The organism is Microcoleus sp. PH2017_28_MFU_U_A (genome assembly GCF_020738035.1).
In the GTDB taxonomy this organism is placed as follows: domain Bacteria; phylum Cyanobacteriota; class Cyanobacteriia; order Cyanobacteriales; family Microcoleaceae; genus Microcoleus.
Genome location: NZ_JAEQCX010000083.1, coordinates 22,020 through 41,932 on the forward strand (window position 1 = coordinate 22,020; position 19,913 = coordinate 41,932).

The window sequence follows — 19,913 nt, forward strand, 5'->3', positions numbered from 1 at the left end:
AGAATACAGAATATTTTTAATTTTGTTTTATTTTTCACGGGAAAAGAGGGTGTAAAGATGGAATTGTTAATGAAAGGGGGGAGATAATTGGCGAAGTTAATGATTTTAAATATTAATGTTATATCGTAATAGTTTTTTAGTCAAGTCATTTAATACGATTAAGTTGGTAGGAATTTTTAGTAAGTAGGTTTGGTATAAGGCAGGGAAAACCAACTGGGAGCATCCCGATTTTGTAATACTAAATCCGGGTTGAACAACCCGGTATTTTCTTAGTCCGCGGAGGCGGACTTTGTTTTTATAGACGCGGTTTAAACCGCCGAGTCATATAGGGGTATCTAACTAACTGTAATGCTAACATTTCCAATCGGGCCTACACCTACTGTAAACCTCCCTTCCGTAGCAAATGTCGAACCTGCAAAAGCAGTATCAATTGCTTGTACGCTCCAGTAATAAGTACCTGGTTTAAGATTTTTCATCGTCCAATTTGTGTTTTGATTGACATTGCCCATTTGAACTACTTTGCGGGTGCCATTGCTATTAGCCATCGGAGACATAATATCTGAACCTCCAGGAGTTGTCCCTACCCGCAGGTTATATGTCAAACCTTGTTGCGGTGTTTCAGCATCAGTCGCAGGGTTCCAGTTTAGGCTGACAGAATTGCCATTAACTGAAGAGAGCAGCCCAGCGGGTGTTACCGGAACAGTATTTAAAGTGAAAATGTTGTTTCTGTAAACCTTCGTGCTACCAGATGAAACTCCTAATGGATTACCAACCAAAAGAAGATCTAGGTCGCGATCGTTGTCATAGTCTCCCCAACTTACTGAACTGCCAAAAACTCCTTGTAAGTTGGTACTAATATCGGTAAACCTGCCGCCATCATTGCGGTAGAGTTTTGAGATTCTGGATGGCGAGGCACCTGTCAAAAGAATATCTAAGTCCCCGTCATTATCGTAATCTCCCCAATCTACAGAGCTATAATAAGCTCCCTGCAAGCCCGCTTGAATCTCCGTGAAACTGCCAGCATCATTGCGATAAATCTTAGCAACCGGAGATGAATTGCTCGGCGTTAAACCAGTCAAAAGTACATCTAGATCGCCGTCATTGTCATAGTCTCCCCAAGCTGCATCACCCGAAAAAACGCCCGTTAATGGCGCACCTATATCTATGAAACTGCCATTATCGTTGCGATAAATCTTAGAGATATCTGCTGAAACTGAACCATCAGAATTACCAGTTATGAGAATATCGAGATCTCCGTCTTTGTCGTAGTCACCCCAATCTGTTGAACCCTGCCAAACTCCCTGTAAATTTGCGGCTGTATCTGTAAAACTACCGCTGTCATTACGGTAGACTTTCGCAATCTTAACCGAGGAACCAGAAATAATGGCACCACCTGTCAGAAGTATATCGAGATCGCCATCATTATCGTAATCTCCCCAATTTGCTGAACTATTCCAAACTCCTTGCAAGTTAGCACTGACATCCGTAAAATTACCGCCATCGTTCCGATAAACTTTCGAGACTGGGTTTGAGGCATTATCCAAACCTGTTAGCAGAATATCAAGATCGCCATCTCTGTCATAATCTCCCCAATCGATCGAACTATTCTTAACTCCACTCAAACCAGCGTTAATATCCGTAAAGTTGCCGCTATCGTTTCGGTAAACTTTGGCTACAGAATTCGGACCGTTTGTGCCTGTCACCAAAATATCTAGATCGCTATCGTTATCGTAATCTCCCCAAGCTGCCGAACTGTAGAAAACTCCGTCCAAATTAGCATTAATGTCGGTAAATAGTTCTGTGGATGCTGGATTAGCTGCGATCGCAATTCCTTGAGAAAACTCCGAAGTGTTATTATTTGCGTCAGTAGCAGTAGCAGTAATAAATTGACCGATGGGAACAGATAACGGTAAATTAATGGCGACAGTCGCATTACCGCTGCTATCAGTCGTTACATTTTGGAATCCAAGGAACTTCTCTCCTTCTCCAAAACCAGAGTCATCTAAAACCCTGTTAGAGAAAAACTCTACTCTGAATGTAGTATTGGGAGTGCTATTTATCTTTCCTTTAATAGCCGTATTCCCATTGCTAGAGATAGCGGAAGTCAACTCAGGGAAATTCTGGAAATTGTTAGAACCCGTGTCCCTATCGCCTAAATCATTCACAGTCAATTCATTATCTCCCAAATCGATTCCCAAGCGATCGCTTCCAGAAATAGAATTAGATAGAATAGCATTGCCCGTTGCGCCATCACCAATAAGATATACACCGTTTCTACCGTTACCGAATATCAAGTTTGATGCCCCAACTGCGGTTCCACCAATAGTATTGTTAGGCGCACCAAACATCAAAATACCACCATTTGTATTTCCCAATTTTTGAGTACCTGTGATATCGCTACCGATATAGTTGCCTTGAATGAGGTTGTTGCTAGCACTTGACCCCTCCATGTAAATGCCAACACGATCGTTACCCGATATGATATTTCTTGCTTTAAGTGTTGTACCGCCAATAGTATTATTAGGCGACCAAACTGAAATGCCACTAAAGCCCGTACCTAAATCTTGAGTGCCAGTTACATCTGTACCGATGAAGTTTCCTTCAATGATGTTGCCGCCATTACCAGCCAATCGAATAGCGTCAACACCAAAACGGTTGATTGTCAATCCTCTAACCGTACTGTTGCCAGCAGAGATATACAAACCATCCACTGATACATTACTGCCATCTAATTCAATTACTGGTCGAGTTGAATATCCCGGCTGAGTCGTGCCATCAATAATCGCTGAATCGGTAATCTGTGGCAGTGCTGATAGCGGCCGAATGGTAAAAGCATTAGTGCTGATGTTGTAGCCCATATCGGTACTTGGAATCTTGAAGATAACCGTATCCTTACCCGGATTGCTATTAGCCCAATTTAAGACTGCCCGTAAACTCCCAGCCCCGCTATCTTTCGTATTGGTAACAACATTGGGAGACTCATCTAGCTCTAATCCGTAAAGATTCAGCTTCCAACTATTCCAATTACCTTTCAATTCGTTGCCACTTTTATCAATAACTTGCAACTTCCATTCACCTTTTGATAACTCACCCCAGTGTCGGACTGAAATAAATTTCCACTCTTTTGAATCTGGCGATAATCTATCGCTAGTGTTTGATTTTGGGATATCAGGCATGGTATTTGCCAATACTGATTCAGTGCCATCTGATGAAATTAGTTTCACTGTAAAGTCACGCCACTCGGGATGCTCAGCAGCAAGAATTACTTCTGCTGTTTCGATAATAATATTCTTGGTAATTGTAGTCTTAGCTTCTATTCCTGCTACACTACCATCAGGAATAGCTTTCATCACATTCTCCAAGTCAGAAGTCACTAAAACTTGCTTTCCTACAGGTGTCCAATTAACCGCAGCTTTAACCGCAGCGGCGGCATCAATCGCACCAAAGCCTTGTTCGTAACTCACCCAAAATCCTGCTTTATTCTGCTCCCATTTGGGTTTCCCTTCGCTATCTTTGCCATTGAGGTCATTTTTCTGAGCCGTCTTGGCTAAAATATGTTGCTCATCACGCACAGTTAGTTTAGGATTAGCTTCCAGCATCAAAGCGATCGCTCCAGAAATCACAGGCGCGGCCGCAGAAGTTCCTCCAAAATCGTCATCATAGCCACCAGAGCCATTTTCAAAAATATCTGTTGTGGTAATCCCTTGTGCGTTATTAGGATCGTTATTGTCGGAGGATGCTGAAATGAAAATTGCCGAGCCGGGTGTACTGTAAGTGGTGTGATTTCCTGCTCGATCGATTGCACCTACCGCTATCGCATTACGGGAACTACCAAAACTATTATAATTGACATTCCCGTTAAAGTTCCCTTCATTCCCACCCGCAAATACATAGGTATTTCCCAACCCATTTCGACCTTTGGTAACTCCTATTTGCAAGGCTTGCAGAGCTAAAGGTTGCCGCCTCATGTATTCAGGACCCCAACTGTTATTAAAAATATCGATCGACTGATTGCGATTAGATTGTCCCGGTTGTGTCTGAGGATCGAATAAAGCATCAGCAATCTGTTTTCCTAAAGGGTCAGCCTCGTAATTTAGTGGCTCTGTATTACCAAATAGTCGCAGCCCTGCTAATTTCGATTCAGGAGCTACACCCATAATCCCTTTACTGTTTTCACTGGCTGCTGCAATTCCTGCAACCGCAGTTCCGTGAGGGTTAGCAGTGTTAATTTGTAATGTCCAGCGTTTCAAAAGTTCTTGGCTAAGCTGGCGCATTTCGTCTGCATCATACTCATCGGGGTTGGGATTCTTAATTTCTAATTGCCAATTCCCGCCCGCATAACTCCCATAAAATTGACCTTGATTTAGATTGAAACTTTGAGAGCTACTTCCAGTCAATTTTAGCGGAACTTTTTGCGAAAACTTCAGATCGTCCAGACCGGGCCACCACCATCTTGCAGGAGAAATAGGGCGTCGATAGAAAAGGCTGAACGCAGATTTGTCAGGACTGTAGAGAGACACTTGCAACTCTTCAATTTTTGGTAAATTAGGTGGTAGAGATTGACTGAAATCGAAGGTAGCCTGAATATCTTTTACCATCCCTGTCAAATTTACATGAAGAGAGAAGTTAATACTATTCCAACCATTTACTTTTGGTTGTGAAAGATTGGCTGTAAAGCCCTTTGTGGATGTTGGCGATGGATCGCTATCTTTATCAGTAAAATCCCAACTCAAATTAGGGTTGTACCGGCTTGCTAAATCTGGGTGCTTGTATTCCAAGCCATCATCCACAATTGCAATAGTCGTACCCCTTCCCCGCACTGTTTGAGAAGTTGCAGGATTAATTACATCCCAAGCTGCGGGGAGATTCGCGTTTTTTAAATTCCACTGGTCTTTGTATAAAGTTTCCTTCGGCTCGTACAACAAATTTAATTTGACAGGAACCTGCGGGTAAGCATATTCTACTCCTCCGATTGTTGCTAGCTGAGCCTCCACCTCTTTCGGATTTCTTCCCTGTGGAAATTCCCAGATAAAAGTGTTGGGAATGTGGCCGGTATCTCCCCGATCGATCGCCCCAATTCTAGCTGCTAATTCTTGGGAAGACTGTCCGGGTGTCAGCCATACAACCCATTCCTTTGTTTCTGCTAAAGCTTCTGGCGGATAACTGTCGATATTTGCAGCACCCACGATCGCCAATCTGACTTCATCAGACAACCCATCTTCACCCGGATCGCTAATCAGCGCAAACTTTTGACTCGCAACCGGGCTAGCACCACCTGCTTTATCATAGGCGATCGCCGATAATTGATAGCGCCCCGGTGCTAAACTGCTCAAATTATCACTAAAGTTAAATCGGCCGAACCCATCACTGTCAGTGGTAAATTCAGTAACATCATTAGCGATTTCAATTTTCTCGCCGCCTTCTTTTTGAAACCAGAAATCGACTTTAGCAATATCGCTGACTCCTTCTGTATCAAAAACCTTAGCGCCACTAAAGCTAATTTTTTCACCCTTGGTATAGAGAGGTAAAGTTCTAAATTGTAAATCCCCCGGCGCACTATTGACTAACAAATTGCGACTCGCTTCATTGCTAGCTGCACCAGATTTATCGTAGCCGATCGCCCTCAAGCGATATCTCCCCGCCGATAACCCACTCAACGTGTAATTAAAAGTTGCCCAACGATTGTCGGAACTGTCGGGAGTAAAAGTAGTAGCATCATTAATATCCGTCCATTCTCCCCCATCTTTCTGCAACCAAAAATCTACTTTGGCTAAATTATCAGCTCCATTAGCATCAAAAATTTTGCCATTTGTTAGCGGAATTGCCTCATTGGGTTTAGCAATATTTGGCAGGCTAAATTGCAAATTTTCTGGCGATCGGTTAACCGGAGTTGGAGTTGGCGGTGTTGGAGTTGGAGTTGGCGGTGTCGGAGTTGGGGTTGGCGTAACCGTAGCTTCTTTGACAATAAAGCTTTTGAGTACCGTCTCGCTGGTAGCGCCTGCTTTGTCATAGGCGATCGCCTTTACCTCATACTCACCTGCACTTAAATCCGACAAATAATAGCTAAAAGTTCCCCAGCCTTGACTATCAGCAATGAAATTTTCAGCATTAATAACCTTCATCCATTCTCCGCCTTCCTTCTTTCTAGAAAATTCTACTTTTTCCAGGTTATCAACACCGTCGGCGTCGTAAACTTTACCGCCTGTAAAGCTGATTGTTTCTCCCACTGTGTAAGCAGGTAAAACATCAAATTGCAAGTTTTTAGGAGCTGTATTTGTTGGCGGTGTCGGAGTTGGCGGCGTAGGTGTCGGGGTTGGCGGTGTCGGTGTCGGAGTTGGCGTAACCGTAGCTTCTTTGACACTAAAGCTTTTGAGTACCGTCTCGCTGGTAGCGCCTGCTTTGTCATAGGCGATCGCCTTTACCTCATACTCCCCTGCACTTAAATCCGACAAATAATAGCTAAAAGTTCCCCAGCCTTGACTGTCAGCGATGAAATTTTCAGCATTAATAACCTTCATCCATTCTCCGCCTTCCTTCTTTCTAGAAAACTCTACTTTTTCCAGGTTATCAACACCGTCGGCGTCGTAAACTTTACCGCCTGTAAAGCTGATTTGTTCTCCCACTTTGTAAGCAGGTAAAACATCAAATTGCAAGTTTTTAGGAGCTGTATTTGTTGGCGGTGTCGGAGTTGGCGGCGTAGGTGTCGGAGTTGGCGGTGTCGGAGTTGGCGTAACTGTAGCTTCTTTGACACTAAAGCTTTTGAGTACCGTCTCGCTGGTAGCGCCTGCTTTGTCATAGGCGATCGCCCTTAATTCATAATTCCCCGCCCCTAAAGCAGGTAAAGAATAACTAAAAGTTGCCAACCCCTGACTGCCGGCTGTAAAATTCGTTGCATCTGCTAAATTAGTCCACTCATCGCCTGCTTTTCGCAATGATAATTTTATTCTGTCTAGGTCGATCGCCCCATTACCATCGACCACTTTTCCACTTGTTAACTCAATCGTTTCACCAATTTTATAAATGGCTTTTAAATCGAACTGTAAGTTTTTCGGCGGCGTATTTATTGTGGGATTAGATTTGAGAAAATCGATAAATTTCTTCCCGCCCTCAGAAGTAGTCCAATCCTTAGCAGGATTAATTACTTCTTTCAACGATACCGCTTTGCCGATCGCACCTGTCAACTTAAAAATAACATCCTGATAATCGCCATCCGAACCCGTATCAACCCGCTGATCCTCTAGGGAAAATACCAAGCCACCACCATCAACGTCCGCTATTTGACCGTACAACCAAGCATCATTTGGGTTGAGACTAGATAACGAAAACAGCGGGCGCTTATCTCCACCAATATCGGGATTGTTAAAAACCTCTTGCACTGTACCATTTGGCACCAACATTACAGCATAAGCCTTTCCGGGAGTTGTGGTAAATGTCTTCACGCCCTGATACGGCCCATCATTATAATTTTCTTCTCCCAAAGTGCCACGAAATAGAGGATTTCCCCCCTCTACGGATTCAAAAATCGTGATATGACCCAATACAGAATTACTCAGCGATCGTCTGGCAGCTTCCTTCATAAATCCCTTATAATCTGAAGCAAATCGCTCCATACCATCGAGACTAAAAATAGCTATTTCCCCTTGATATCTGCCGCCATCGTTGAGAAAATCGAAGCCTACTTCACTTTTTTGCGAGACAAAAAATCCCGCATCAACCCCCAAACCGCTTAACGGATCGATTCTACCATCGGCAGTTAAACTGACTTGATAATTTGTGTAGCCGGAAACAGGAGAAATATTTAAAATATAATCCGCCGCCCCTAAATTATCGATGTTAATAATTCCAGCTTTTACGTCGCTAGTTGAAATACTTTTGATTACCTTCCCTTCTTTGTCGCGCAGTTCCATATTGATATCGCCACTAACACCGATCGCGGAGATGCGGGCGCTACCCATCCTGGGAAGACTGAAAAAATAGCTATCTTTAGGATCGGTGTTATCCGTAGAACCGATCGAGAAATAGTTATCGTTGAGGCTACCGATTTGAATATTGGACATTTTATACACCCCTTTCCTTAATCAACTTAGGTTTATCAAAAAACAACGACCCGGAAATAAATACAGGTATGGCGAATTTTTAATACTTAAACTGTCGTTTAAGATGCTTTGCCTCACTCAGAATGATAATATGAGGCTTTAATGGATGAATCATGAAAATCTTTTTGACGAACTATATTATTAGGCATTTTTTCTCTCCTGTCAATCGATATTTTGATGAAGACTTGATGAAGGCTTTATGAAGATTTGACAAACCATTTGAGTTTTTACTCCTGTTTTGTATAAGTTCGATCGAACGCTGGTAATTTGCAATTTGTCAACTGGTAAGACAGAATTTTTAGTGGCATTTTATAAAACAATCCTGGCAATTTCTAGCGATCGCACGCAGGGCAAAAAACCCAGTTTCTGTTGTTGATGCACGAGTCCCACAGCCAGCGAGGGTTAAAGGTAGAGTTCCCGTCACCCTCAAAAATCGGCCGTTACTTATCTATCTGGAAGCAGGCGTTAGTTTTATGCAGAACGCTGCCTAATCTTCATAAAACTTTATAAATTGGAGAATGGAGCCGGGAGAAGTGGGGTCAGCAAGAGATCTCGCCAAAACATTCTCGAACCGGAACTTACCCCCACACGGCGAAGTTTCGTTGTTGTGGCGCGCCCTCAACCTTGCCGAACCGCCCCCCACACGGCGAAGTTTCGTTGTTGTGGCGCACCCTCAACCTTGCCAAACCGCAACTGCCACCGTACCCACAGCCTCTACCCATGGGTAATAAGTTAAGCCTGTATGGCAGTTGTCAAGGGGATACCAGAAATCGCACTTGTTCTTTGCGGGCGATCGATTATTCAGCAAACCCTAAGCTGTTTCGCATTTAAACTGGGATTTTTGAGTGCTGAAACCGCAAGCCTTGCCGAGATAGCCCGATCGATTTAAATGTAAAACAGCTTAATTAAATATAATCGATCGCCCCCGCAAAAGATTACTTGACTTGCACTTTTCGATCGCTGCGTTTGCGTTTCCATAACAAGCCGCCGAAAATTGCAGCCGCAGTTACTATCCCTCCAATTTCTGAAGGTTCGGGAACAGGTTCAGCACCATCGATCGCCCGCATTTTAAACGAGAACTTATCCCGATTTGATTCTAATTTTATTGGGAATGCTAGAGGGTTAGTCGGCTCGATTGGTGCATCGATACCGAGTACGCTAAACTCCGATACGCCGTAACCGAGCAAAGCCACAAAATCCACTATTTCATTAGGCTTGAATTTACCGATTTCTTGACCGCCAACTGCGATAGAAAAAAGTTCGTCAGCATCAATACCGCTGGGCAAACTGAGAATTTTCGTAAATAGCGATGGTTCGGTTGGCTTGGGATTAAATGCGATCGGACTTGACCCAACAATATCCTCGCCGATTTTGAACGCAAAACCCGCCGAGGTTGGCGGGTCAAACCACAGGCGATTTGCTACATTATTAAAAATATGCCAACCATCCTCAAAACGATCGGGTAATACAGGATTGCGCTGAGAACTACCGCTGATGGGATCGAGCAGAAAAGCATGATTTGCACCAGTCTTGCTGTTAATCCCTTGACCGACAATTTGACCGCGATCGTTAATGCCGCTGATTTGCTGTAAAAACCACCCAGAATCAGCAGGAATCAAACTGTTAAGGTTAGCCATTTCCCCGTCTTCCCAGATTAAACCGTGACTGAGGCTGCCATTGACACTTGTGTTACCAAAACCGACTGCTTGTCCTTTATTATTAATTGCAACCCCGTAATTGACATTGCCACCGAGAGTTTTGAGTTCTGTAAGTTTACCGTTTGACCAGATAACAGGTTTACTTTGCTGAGTGTTCTTATCTGCTGAATGGCCGATCGCCTGTCCCAAATCGTTGATATCGTAAGCAATACTGTCGTTGTGTCCGTCCAGAGTTCCCAAGTCCCTCATCCTGCCGTTTTCCCACAGGAAAGCATGAGTTATCCCGAAAACAAGACCGGAATAACCAACTACTTGCCCTTTGTTATTGATACTCATAGCCCCACCATTGAAACCAAGAGTACCGAGATCGGTCATTGTACCGTTTTGCCATAAAAAGGGGTTAAATTTATCTTGGGCAATGTTAAACTTACCAACTATTTGCCCAGCATCATTGATGTCACTAGCGCTACTACTAATGCCGCCAAAATAACCGAGGTCTGTCCTTTGACCGTTTTCCCACAAATAGGCATTATCCGTCCAATTTTCGCTGAGATAGCGGCCCACAACTTGACCGGAAGTGTTGATTTGGTAAGCCCAAGTGCTGTCGGTAACTTCAGTCAATTGACCGTTTTCCCAAATCCAACCCACACCATTTTTACCCATTACCACTTGTCCGAGATTGTTGATACTGTAAGTGTTGCCGGGGCCGAGGTCTGTAATGGCATAGGAGGCAAAACCTGTATGGATACTGGCGGCGCTGACTGGTTCAACTGCGGTAAATCCCAATAAAGTAAAAGCAGTCAGCGACAGACAACTTTGAACAAACCCGCAAGAGGAAGTTTGTTCAAACATTTTTTTTAATTTTTTCACTTGCACCTCAGAGTCGATGGTTGGGTTGGCATTGCTTGTTTGCATAGAAAACGAGTTCCCTGTATATCTATCAGGGTGTCGATCGAGATTTTATGCGCTGACGCGACAATTTGTTACAAAAATTTACTAAAACTTACGCCTCGCCGTCCAGAAACCGAGTTTTCTACGACAATACTAGGTTCCAGAATGATAATCGCTGTCGGTGGGAGAGTCCACCAACGGCGAACTCTCCCACCGACAGCGATTATTCGATCGTCATTATTATTCAATTACATTTCTAGACATTGCGGGTATGGCTCAAGGGCGAAAAATTTTGAAGCAAGCGGTGTTGGAATTCCTAGTTCACGGGCTGCGCTACGTATTCTACGCCCAACCAGGTTCCCTCTCGCGGGGACTGCCAACAGCACATTCTGCTGAACCTTTGCAAAGCAAGCTGGTTTGTCTCACCATCTGAGGTTTATATCTGGCCCGACCCTGAGGGTATCGTGAGAGGACAGGCGATCGCGCCTCTGTACCGTTCAGTCCCCCAAGCTGCCAAGAACGATGCAAAACTTTATGCCTTACTCAGCTTGACTGACGCTATTCGAGTTAGTCGGGTGAGAGAGCAACGTTTAGTTATAGGCGAACTTGAAAAGCTGCTTGCTTCAAAATAATGGAATCACTGGGTACCACAAGAAACTACGGTTTTTCGATCGACAATTTGCACAATATTAAAAAGAAAATGTGCTTAATGATACCGATTCGTAGCAGCAACCAAATTCGGGTTTACTACGATCGAACACTACCAAACTGCTACCAAACTAGATTTACCAATACTAAAACTACACTAAACTTGACGTTACAACACTCGTTCGCAGTTCATCTATTTTCGTACACTTTCATCTCATTTTTGTCCGCGAACGTTGTACTTTTGTCTATGAACGTTACACTTAGATCCATTTTAATCCACACACCCAAATATTCATATAGCACAAGGAATACAGGTGTTTTCAGACCATCAAAAATTGCATAGAATAGCAGGTAGGCATTGCCAAAAACCGAGATTCAGGCAAATACTACAGGGGGGCATGGAAGCAAATATTGCGCGTCTTTACTTACTCCGCATTGCGCCGTTTTTTACCATTTCAGTCACCGAATACTTGGGAGTATCGAAATACCTGTTTTTTTGACAAAAGCGCAGAATCGAAAAACCTATCTCAAAAAGCCTAATTTGCAGATCATAACTGATGCAATTGTTCAGCTTGCTGTTGGATAGTGCAGTTATTTTTGCTGCTATGAGTTAGGAGTATAGCGGTTCTCAAGCCACGCGCGGGGTACAAACCGATCTATGGATGCCCTATGCCCAATCCCCAAGGGTACCTCATCGAACAGAAAAGGGCTATACCAGTGATGCCCGTTACGATCGACTTTAAGGGACTTCTCCCGTGAACTCGCCCCCATCCACAAAATGACCCGACTTGGATAGATTTAGTGACACAGAAATTAGCCCAAGTTACGATCGACTTCTTGGCAATTATTTAACCACAGAGTCTCAAAAGCATAAGTCAAAAGCATAAGAAAGCGAGCAAAACTTGGAAGGCGAGGACACCGCCATGTTTCGTACACCACAAGCCATTTTGAGAGTTGGAAAACTTAAATCGATCGAATGTTTGAGAACAGCGGCCAGACATAATAGCCGAACCAAAGCCGTACCCAATGCTGACCCAAACAGGACTGTTGAAATCTTGCAAGGCCAGACTTCGCCTGAAGAAGTCGTAAAACTAGCACGGGCAAAAATTGGCTCTCAAAAAGTCCGAAAAGATGAAGTCATTGCCGCAGACATCCTCCTGGGGGCTTCCCCCAGCTACTTCAGACCCTCTTGCCCGGAAGACTATGGGTACTGGCAGCAAAAGCAACTGGTTCTACCTCGATGAAGCCACTCCCCACATCCACTGTCTCTGGGTACCTATCAACAATGAGGGAAAACTCAGCTACAGGAGTACGGAGTTTGGAGGAACAAGAAGTAGCTTGAGCAAACTTCAAGACAGCTATGCCGCAGCCGTTGCCGACTTGGGCATCGAACGTGGCATCAAATTCTCGCCGGCACGGCATCAAAAAATCCGACAGTATTACACTGCTGTCAACTCCCAAGAAACTGTATTAGATTTAAACTTATGGCTTCCCGAACCAGAACCAGAAGAAGCCATCAACCAGATGCTTGCAGAACGGCAAAGGGCTGTAACACAACAAGAACTCGAACGAGAAAAAGCTATCCTCGCTCAAAAATATTAAGATCGAACAGAAGCTATATGGGAAATCCGATCGCCAGTTTCTAGAGCGCGTTTTCCAAAAGTTGATGCTCAATTTTACCTGGTGGGTAAATCGCAAGGATGCCGAGGGTAATAATGTCTTTCAAGGCGGATTTTTGGGCTTAGATAATATCGGCGTATTCGATCGCAGTGCGCCACTACCGACGGGCGGATATATCGACCAATCTGACGGTACTAGTTGGATGGGGATGTATTGTTTGAATATGTTAAAAATCGCGCTAGAATTGGCAAAAACTAATCCAGTTTATGAAGATATTGCTACCAAATTTTTTGAACATTATCTCTATATTGCCGATGCGATGAATCACATTGGGGAAATGGAAGATTCCTTATGGAATGAGGAAGATGGCTTCTATTACGACGTGTTGCATTTTCCCGACGATCGCCAAATTGAAATGAAAGTGCGATCGCTAGTCGGCTTAATTCCTCTATTTGCGGTAGAAATATTAGAACCAGAAACATTACAGCAATTACCCAATTTCAAAAAGCGATTGGAATGGTTCATCAAAAATCGGCACGATTTACGCCGTAATGTAGCTTGCATGGAAACCAAAGGTAAAGGCGCGCGCCGATTACTGGCGATCGTTTCTAAAGACAAACTCCAACGCATTTTACAAAAGATGCTCGACGAATCAGAATTTTTCAGCGATTACGGAATTCGGGCAGTTTCTCGCTATCATGCCGAACATCCCTATTGCTTCTATACCAACGGTACCGAGTTTCGCGTCGATTACGAGCCAGCCGAGTCTACCAGTGGTTTATTTGGTGGCAATTCCAACTGGCGCGGCCCCGTTTGGTTTCCAGTGAACTTTCTTTTAATTGAATCGCTGCAAAAGTTCCATCGCTATCTCGGCGATGATTTCAAAGTTGAATGTCCGACAGGTTCGGGGCAAATGTTGACTCTGTGGGAAGTCGCTACCGAACTATCCCAGCGACTCACCCAGATTTTCCTCCGTAACCCAGCGGGACAACGCCCAGTTTATGGGGGTACCCAGAAGTTTCAAAACGACCCGCATTGGCGCGATTTGGTGTTGTTTTATGAATATTTCCACGGCGATAATGGCGCGGGAATTGGAGCCAGTCACCAGACGGGATGGACGGGATTGGTAGCGAAGTTAATTCAACAGTTGGGGGAATATGGGGATGAAGATCGAGTAGGGGAATCGGTGCTGGAAATCGAAGCAGGTAGTGAATCGATCGTTATTTAAGTGGGATGATAAAGGTACTCAATTACCAGTAATATAGATTGCGATTGGTGCCTAACCTACTTTGTTTTTTCCTAACATTGTACAAAGTTCATCCCCGCATTTAGGGTGTAGCAAAAATTAATATGCCATACATTAATATTCAGATTACCACAGGTTCTACAAGGACACAAAAAGCTCAACTTGTTAAAGAAGTAACTGATTCTCTCGTTCGGATTCTTGGCAAAAATCCAGAACATATACACATCGTCATTCAGGAGATTGCAGAAGAAGATTGGGGATTTGCAGGACTCCTGACAGATGATTGGAAACAGCAGCAAAACTCATAAGAAGAGTGATGCTGAAGTAAATTAGATAGTTTTGTAGGGTTGGTATTTTATAAGCCTCGTTGACGAATTATGTCAAACATTTTACCTGTTTAATTACCCCAAACCTAGATGGTGGAAAGTACCCACCATCTAGTCCGACGCTGCTGCCGTAACTGCTCTACTAATCTGCACTGACTTGACTCTTCGCTTTATCTAGTCTTCTTCCCCAAGGTTTGAGAACTGAGATCGCAATAATCACAACCAAAGAAATAACTTGAACGAAAGTTCCAATTAATACACCTTTGGCATCGAAATTATAAACCAAATTATTCAGGGCTTGTAATCCCTCCTGCCCTGACAATTTTTCAGCAGTATTCCCCCACGGAAATAGCCAGAATGTGCCAAATACAACCAAACCAGTCGTTAGTATCCACTTAGTAATTACCCAATAGAACTTGATAAATCCATAATTTGTCATCCAGCACAGAAATGTTGCTGTGATGACGGAACCAATCGCTGAAGGAATGACAATCCAGTCATCTAGAAGATTAATTGCTGAATCTAGAGCATTCAGTACGTCGGCATTAACTGATGTTGTGTTTCTAAGCGACAGTAGCAGCATACTCAAGACGCTTCCCGTCCAGAGCGCAGCAAAACCAATATGCGCTGATAGCAGCCAGTTTCTCTGACGGATACTCAATTTTGGCATTTTTCCTCCAAGGTACTTCGATCGAGAACAGCACAACCGCAAGACAGCAATGCTTTTAGTCATGCGGATCAATTGCTTAATATATTGATAGTTAATATATTAAGTAATTGTCCAAAAGTCAACATCATCAGGCTGGGATCGCTAAGAAAAGTTCTGAATGATTCGATCGAGGAGCTTGAGAACGATTTCCTGCTCTGCTTCGGAAATATTTGCAGTTGCCTTTTTAACGGTATCTGCACCAAGCGGTGGCAGAATATACATGAGTCTTTTGCCTTCTTCCGTCAGCCAGATGCGGACGACACGGCGATCTGCTGAGTTTCGTTCTCGGTAAACTAGGTTGCGCTCTTCCATGCGATCGACGACTCCGGTTAGTGTTGCGCCTAGCTGTTTGAGTCTGTCAGCAATACCTGTTGTAGTAATCCCATCTTCTTCCCATAGACAGCACAGAACTAGATAGTGAAATGGAGTCAGATCGTAAGGTTCGAGCCGCTCTAGAAAATCTCTGTACATCAGTTGAGATGCCAGTTTCAGTTGATGCCCCAAGTTGTGAGGAGCGAGAGCATATTTCCATTGCTGGAGAAAATTAGCATTGGACGATGAACTAGGCATTCGATCGAGGTATTGGTGATTAAGCCAAATAGTTAATGTATTAATTATGCTATAACAATCAATTACATAAACGACCGCAAGCGTGAGTTGGAATTGTCGAAGGTAATTTAGGTCGCTCGAGTGCGATCGAGTCTCTACAGACTAAATCGCGCTGGGTTTCGATCGCCGCGTTTCTCAACAAATTCTCATTTTCTCTTCAGGAGTGTTTCAGCTCGATCGGGGATCGTAGTTATTATCGAGGCAAATTTAGCTCCGCGATAACCTAACTTTATCCCCTAGCCCCTCACCAGATGAACGTCAATCAGATCGGGAGTGAATCGATCGAGCATCCCCGTTTTCGGTGGATTAATTTTAATACCATCGCAGGATCGATCGATGATGGTAGGGATGTCATCCAAGGGCTGAGTCAAAGCCAAAAAATGCTCCCTTGTCGTTACTTTTATGACGATCTCGGTTCGGAATTATTCGAGCAAATTACCGATTTACCAGAGTACTATCCCACCCGCACCGAGCAGGCGATTCTAGAACAATATGCCTCAGAAATTGCCGAGTTCACGGGTACCTGCGAATTAGTAGAATTAGGTAGCGGTAGCTCTCGGAAAACTCACCTGTTATTAGAGGCTTACAGTCAACTCGATCGTCAACTGCACTATTATCCGATCGATGTCAGTGCTGGCATTCTCAAGAGTACGGCTCTAGCATTGTTGGAACGCTACCCCAACTTAAAACTGTGCGGCTTGGCGGGGACTTACGAGCAAGCTCTGGCTCAATTGCCACCAGCAGAACTGGGGAACCGCATGGTGATTTTCCTGGGTAGTACGCTAGGGAATCTAACCGATCGAGAGCGTAGCAGTTTCCTGACCCAAATTCAACAGGCACTCCAGCCTGGAGAATTTTTCCTCTTAGGCGTAGATTTACAAAAATCGATCGAGACGATTGAAGCTGCGTATAATGATGCTCAAGGTGTGACGGCTGAATTTAACCTCAATATCCTCCGCCATCTCAATCATCGCTTTGGAGGTGATTTTGCACTCGATCGATTCGAGCATTTAGCATTCTACAATCGGGAGCAACATCAGCTTGAAATGCATCTCCGCAGTTTGGTAACTCAAACTATAGCTTTTGCAAACCTAAACTATCGAGTTAAGTTCGAGGCTGGAGAAACGATTCACACCGAAATATCTCGCAAGTTTCATTTACCAACATTAGTAGATAATTTATCGGCTCATGCTTTTAAACCTTTACAATTTTGGACAGATCCACAAGATTGGTTTGGCTTGTTGCTATGTCAACGTCAATGTACTGTAGGGGAGTATCCTTAAATTCCAAGCGATCGCTATCCAACGAAAAATCAATCCACAATCAAAAATCAAAAATCAAAATGACAGCACATATCCTCTTGGTTGAAGATGAAATTAAACTCGCCCGATTTATCGAACTGGAATTAGATAGTGAGGGTTATCGCGTCAGTGTGGCACACGATGGGATGGCGGGACTGAGTTTGGCGCGGGAGGCGGCACCGGATCTAGCGATTTTGGATTGGATGTTGCCAGGACTTACAGGCGTGGAACTCTGTCGGCGACTGCGATCGACTGGTATATCTATCCCCGTAATTTTACTGACAGCTAAAGATGAAGTCGGCGATCGCGTGACGGGTTTGGATGCGGGAGCCGATGATTATGTAGTCAAACCGTTTAGTATTGAAGAACTACTCGCGCGCATCCGTTCTCATCTGCGACGCACCCAAAAAACCGACGAAGATCTGTTGCAATTTGAAGATTTAAGTTTAAATCGACGGACTCGCGAAGTCCATCGCGGTAGCAGATCGATCAATTTAACTGCCAAAGAATTTGAGTTATTACAATACCTATTGAGTCATCCTCGCCAAGTATTTACTAGAGAGTTAATTATCGAAAATGTCTGGGGATTTGATTTTCTGGGCGACTCAAATATTATCGAGGTTTACGTTCGCTATCTCCGCACGAAGTTGGAGCAAAACAACGAGCCAAGATTGATTCATACCGCGCGGGGTGTCGGGTATGCTTTGCGGGAGCAATAGCAGCGATGAAGATTTCGATTATAACGTTAAAGTTGAGCGGCAGCAGATAGCCATGGACACTCTACATTTTGTGGATTCTCGACACAAACGGCGAATTACGCTTTGGTGAACTGAGGCGTAAAGTTGATGGCATCTCAACGAAGGTGCTTACCGAAAGATTGCGATTACTGGAATCGATTGAAGTAGTTCATCGTCACCATGAACCTACAATTCCACCTCAAGTTACCTACAGCTTGACTGAACGCGGAAAAGAGTTGTCTGGGACACTCGACCACCTCTACAAACTCGCTGTGCGTTGGTATGGCACGGAGGGAAAAACGGCTGTCTAGATTTTGCTGAATGCTAACAGATAACCTTTAGGCTGCTGTCCCTACACGTAACCCAACAGCCGACCCTCGATCGAATTCAAATTTAAAACATTTGGACTTTTATTTCGTTTCAACGCAACAGACTTCCTAGCTCTCAATATGTTTGCCAGCATTCCACCAAGACAAAGAACTCGCCGCCAGATCCAGCGGTGGTTTTTCTAAAGTTGTTGCCAGTGTATCATTCCATTTATTGTAAAAAGACATCATCGCAATCAGACTGACAATCTCCGCGATCGCTTCATCCTCAAAGTATTTACCCAATTCTCCAAAATCCTCATCCGTGACTGCATTGGGCATTTTATTAGCCTTATCAGCAACTGTCAACGCCGCGCGTTCGGCAGCCGAGAAACTGGGATGAGTCTGGTAATCGCGAATATTTTGAACTTTGTCCATCGACAACCCATATTTGAGAGCTAGCCCCGCACAATGCGCCGTACAGTACATACAACCAGCCGCACGGGATGAAACATACATCACGAGCAATCTGAGCGTCATCGAGGTTTTTCCCGCTGTCAGCAGCACTGCGCCAGTTAGTTCGACTACTGCCTTCATCACCGCAGGCTTATGTCCCATCGTCAGATAGTCATTAGGCAGAAATCCGAAAAATTCCTCCAGTTGCCCGAACATTTCATCATATGTGGCGAGTTCGGCAATGGGTTTGGGTGCAAGTCTGGGCATGGTTGTCTCCTGCGATTTGTTTGCATAATTACTCGATCGACAATTACTCAGGCTTAAACCCTTGCGGATGGGCTATACTGATGAAACAATAGTTTTTGTCGATATAGACAAGAATACACGTTTTTGTCGAACCCGTCAAGAATAAACATCGATAATTTTTAGCTAACTACCGATAACCATGCCGCGCCCTCGATCGTTCGATACCGATGCTGTCATAGAACAACTCTGCGATTATTTCTGGGAGCATGGCTATAGTGCGACATCTTTGGATGAGTTGGCGCAACTGCTGGGAGTCAAGCGGGGCAGTTTATTTAATGCCTTTGGCTCGAAGGAAGTGTTATTTTATGCGGCTTTCGAGCGGTACGAGCAAAAGTTTAAACTGGCGTTTGAGACGGATAAAAGTGGCGTTAATGCGATCGCCAATTATTTCCATAATGCGATCGAAATTGCGTCTACCAAAGGGATGGGGCGCGGTTGCTTTTTGGTGAATCTGTTGATGTCTGCCGAAATTCCCACTCCCGAACTTCAACAAGCGATCGATCTAGACGTAATTTTTATCAAAGACTTTTTTCACAAACATTTAGAACTAGCTCGGCTAGATGGGCAACTACCGCCGCCAATTTCTATTTCAGCCGGAGTCGATGTGTTGTTTAGTGCCACGATCGGAGTTTTCGCATTAGCGCGGATGAGAGCAACGCCTATGATGATTCAAGAGTTCGTTAAGAACAATTTTCGGGGATTGTTTCTCAAGGTGTAGGTGAGATCCTCCAACCTTGTCGAAAGAGCAAGATTTCAACAAAACAGCGCAAGAATCGGGCTTCAGCTTACTGGGGCTTTTCTCTACTATTGAGGTATGGAAATTTTTCTAGTAGTGAGCCAAAGATCGTGACTACTCAACCCATCTTCAAAACTGTAATGAACCGTGTCACTTTTGAAAGTGAAGGCGAAACCGCTCGTAAAAACATGGACAAAGCTACCCAAAAGTAGTCAATGTTAGACATCTACGTTAGTAATTTTAGTCCACAGTCCTAAAACTACAGGAAT

The 19,913-nt window shown here is 44.0% G+C and carries 15 protein-coding genes; 10 read left to right on the forward strand and 5 right to left on the reverse strand.

Annotated elements, in window-relative coordinates:
- Positions 1-335: 335 nt before the first annotated feature.
- Positions 336-8,057, reverse strand: a complete 7,722-nt coding sequence (locus tag JGK14_RS20840) for a S8 family serine peptidase (RefSeq protein WP_325315430.1) — start codon at positions 8,055-8,057, stop codon at positions 336-338.
- Positions 8,058-8,720: 663 nt separating this feature from the next.
- Here JGK14_RS20840 and JGK14_RS20845 point away from each other — a divergent pair.
- A complete protein-coding gene (locus tag JGK14_RS20845) occupies positions 8,721-8,927 on the forward strand; it encodes a hypothetical protein (protein WP_293285393.1) in 207 nt (68 codons plus the stop codon).
- Positions 8,928-9,031: 104 nt separating this feature from the next.
- On the opposite strand, the gene JGK14_RS20850 is transcribed toward JGK14_RS20845, so the two are convergent.
- Positions 9,032-10,669, reverse strand: a complete 1,638-nt coding sequence (locus JGK14_RS20850) for a PEP-CTERM sorting domain-containing protein (RefSeq protein ID WP_293211859.1) — start codon at positions 10,667-10,669, stop codon at positions 9,032-9,034.
- 157 nt (positions 10,670-10,826) lie between these two features.
- Here JGK14_RS20850 and JGK14_RS20855 point away from each other — a divergent pair, with 157 nt between their 5' ends.
- From JGK14_RS20855 to JGK14_RS20875, 5 genes are all read left to right on the forward strand, one after another.
- The gene (locus JGK14_RS20855) at positions 10,827-11,078 is read left to right on the forward strand and encodes a hypothetical protein (protein ID WP_293211857.1); all 252 of its coding nucleotides are present in this window, start codon (positions 10,827-10,829) and stop codon (positions 11,076-11,078) included.
- A 1,138-nt stretch (positions 11,079-12,216) separates the two neighbouring features.
- Positions 12,217-12,537: a plasmid recombination protein gene (locus tag JGK14_RS20860; protein ID WP_325315431.1), complete on the forward strand. Its 321-nt coding sequence runs from the start codon at positions 12,217-12,219 to the stop codon at positions 12,535-12,537.
- Positions 12,497-12,895, forward strand: a complete 399-nt coding sequence (locus tag JGK14_RS20865) for a plasmid recombination protein (RefSeq protein ID WP_325315432.1) — start codon at positions 12,497-12,499, stop codon at positions 12,893-12,895. Before JGK14_RS20860 ends, JGK14_RS20865 begins: the two co-directional genes overlap by 41 nt.
- Positions 12,896-12,959: 64 nt before the next feature.
- The gene (locus JGK14_RS20870) at positions 12,960-14,141 is read left to right on the forward strand and encodes an MGH1-like glycoside hydrolase domain-containing protein (RefSeq protein WP_325315433.1); all 1,182 of its coding nucleotides are present in this window, start codon (positions 12,960-12,962) and stop codon (positions 14,139-14,141) included.
- 122 nt (positions 14,142-14,263) lie between these two features.
- Positions 14,264-14,467, forward strand: a complete 204-nt coding sequence (locus JGK14_RS20875; RefSeq protein WP_293199291.1) for a tautomerase family protein — start codon at positions 14,264-14,266, stop codon at positions 14,465-14,467.
- A gap of 160 nt (positions 14,468-14,627) precedes the next feature.
- On the opposite strand, the gene JGK14_RS20880 is transcribed toward JGK14_RS20875, so the two are convergent.
- Complete coding sequence (locus JGK14_RS20880) at positions 14,628-15,218, reverse strand: hypothetical protein (RefSeq protein ID WP_293187029.1); 591 nt, start codon at positions 15,216-15,218, stop codon at positions 14,628-14,630.
- Between the two features lie 78 nt (positions 15,219-15,296).
- Entirely contained in the window at positions 15,297-15,764 is a 468-nt protein-coding gene (locus JGK14_RS20885; RefSeq protein WP_293187028.1) for a MarR family winged helix-turn-helix transcriptional regulator, read from the reverse strand.
- 290 nt (positions 15,765-16,054) lie between these two features.
- Here JGK14_RS20885 and egtD point away from each other — a divergent pair, with 290 nt between their 5' ends.
- From egtD to JGK14_RS20900, 3 genes are all read left to right on the forward strand, one after another.
- Entirely contained in the window at positions 16,055-17,086 is a 1,032-nt protein-coding gene (gene egtD, locus JGK14_RS20890) for an L-histidine N(alpha)-methyltransferase (protein WP_293187027.1), read from the forward strand.
- Positions 17,087-17,145: 59 nt separating this feature from the next.
- Positions 17,146-17,823 (forward strand): response regulator transcription factor, encoded by a 678-nt coding sequence (locus JGK14_RS20895; RefSeq protein ID WP_293187026.1) that lies wholly within the window; start codon positions 17,146-17,148, stop codon positions 17,821-17,823.
- Positions 17,824-17,888: 65 nt separating this feature from the next.
- Positions 17,889-18,152 (forward strand): winged helix-turn-helix transcriptional regulator, encoded by a 264-nt coding sequence (locus JGK14_RS20900; RefSeq protein WP_293224659.1) that lies wholly within the window; start codon positions 17,889-17,891, stop codon positions 18,150-18,152.
- Positions 18,153-18,278: 126 nt separating this feature from the next.
- Here JGK14_RS20900 and JGK14_RS20905 read toward each other — a convergent pair whose 3' ends face one another.
- Complete coding sequence (locus tag JGK14_RS20905) at positions 18,279-18,869, reverse strand: carboxymuconolactone decarboxylase family protein (protein WP_293187025.1); 591 nt, start codon at positions 18,867-18,869, stop codon at positions 18,279-18,281.
- A 178-nt stretch (positions 18,870-19,047) separates the two neighbouring features.
- Between JGK14_RS20905 and JGK14_RS20910 the strand changes: the two genes are divergently transcribed.
- Positions 19,048-19,626, forward strand: a complete 579-nt coding sequence (locus JGK14_RS20910; protein WP_293187024.1) for a TetR/AcrR family transcriptional regulator — start codon at positions 19,048-19,050, stop codon at positions 19,624-19,626.
- Positions 19,627-19,913 lie beyond the last annotated feature (287 nt).

Bases quoted from the DNA above. Each gene is read 5' to 3' on its own strand.
- JGK14_RS20850 (WP_293211859.1), bottom strand. From the start codon at position 10,669: ATGCAAACAAGCAATGCCAACCCAACCATCGACTCTGAGGTGCAAGTG.
- JGK14_RS20885 (WP_293187028.1), bottom strand. From the start codon at position 15,764: ATGCCTAGTTCATCGTCCAATGCTAATTTTCTCCAGCAATGGAAATAT.
- JGK14_RS20875 (WP_293199291.1), top strand. From the start codon at position 14,264: ATGCCATACATTAATATTCAGATTACCACAGGTTCTACAAGGACACAA.
- JGK14_RS20910 (WP_293187024.1), top strand. From the start codon at position 19,048: ATGCCGCGCCCTCGATCGTTCGATACCGATGCTGTCATAGAACAACTC.
- egtD (WP_293187027.1), top strand. From the start codon at position 16,055: ATGAACGTCAATCAGATCGGGAGTGAATCGATCGAGCATCCCCGTTTT.
- JGK14_RS20905 (WP_293187025.1), bottom strand. From the start codon at position 18,869: ATGCCCAGACTTGCACCCAAACCCATTGCCGAACTCGCCACATATGAT.
- JGK14_RS20865 (WP_325315432.1), top strand. From the start codon at position 12,497: ATGGGTACTGGCAGCAAAAGCAACTGGTTCTACCTCGATGAAGCCACT.
- JGK14_RS20860 (WP_325315431.1), top strand. From the start codon at position 12,217: ATGTTTCGTACACCACAAGCCATTTTGAGAGTTGGAAAACTTAAATCG.
- JGK14_RS20840 (WP_325315430.1), bottom strand. From the start codon at position 8,057: ATGTCCAATATTCAAATCGGTAGCCTCAACGATAACTATTTCTCGATC.
- JGK14_RS20870 (WP_325315433.1), top strand. From the start codon at position 12,960: ATGCTCAATTTTACCTGGTGGGTAAATCGCAAGGATGCCGAGGGTAAT.
- JGK14_RS20895 (WP_293187026.1), top strand. From the start codon at position 17,146: ATGACAGCACATATCCTCTTGGTTGAAGATGAAATTAAACTCGCCCGA.
- JGK14_RS20880 (WP_293187029.1), bottom strand. From the start codon at position 15,218: ATGACTAAAAGCATTGCTGTCTTGCGGTTGTGCTGTTCTCGATCGAAG.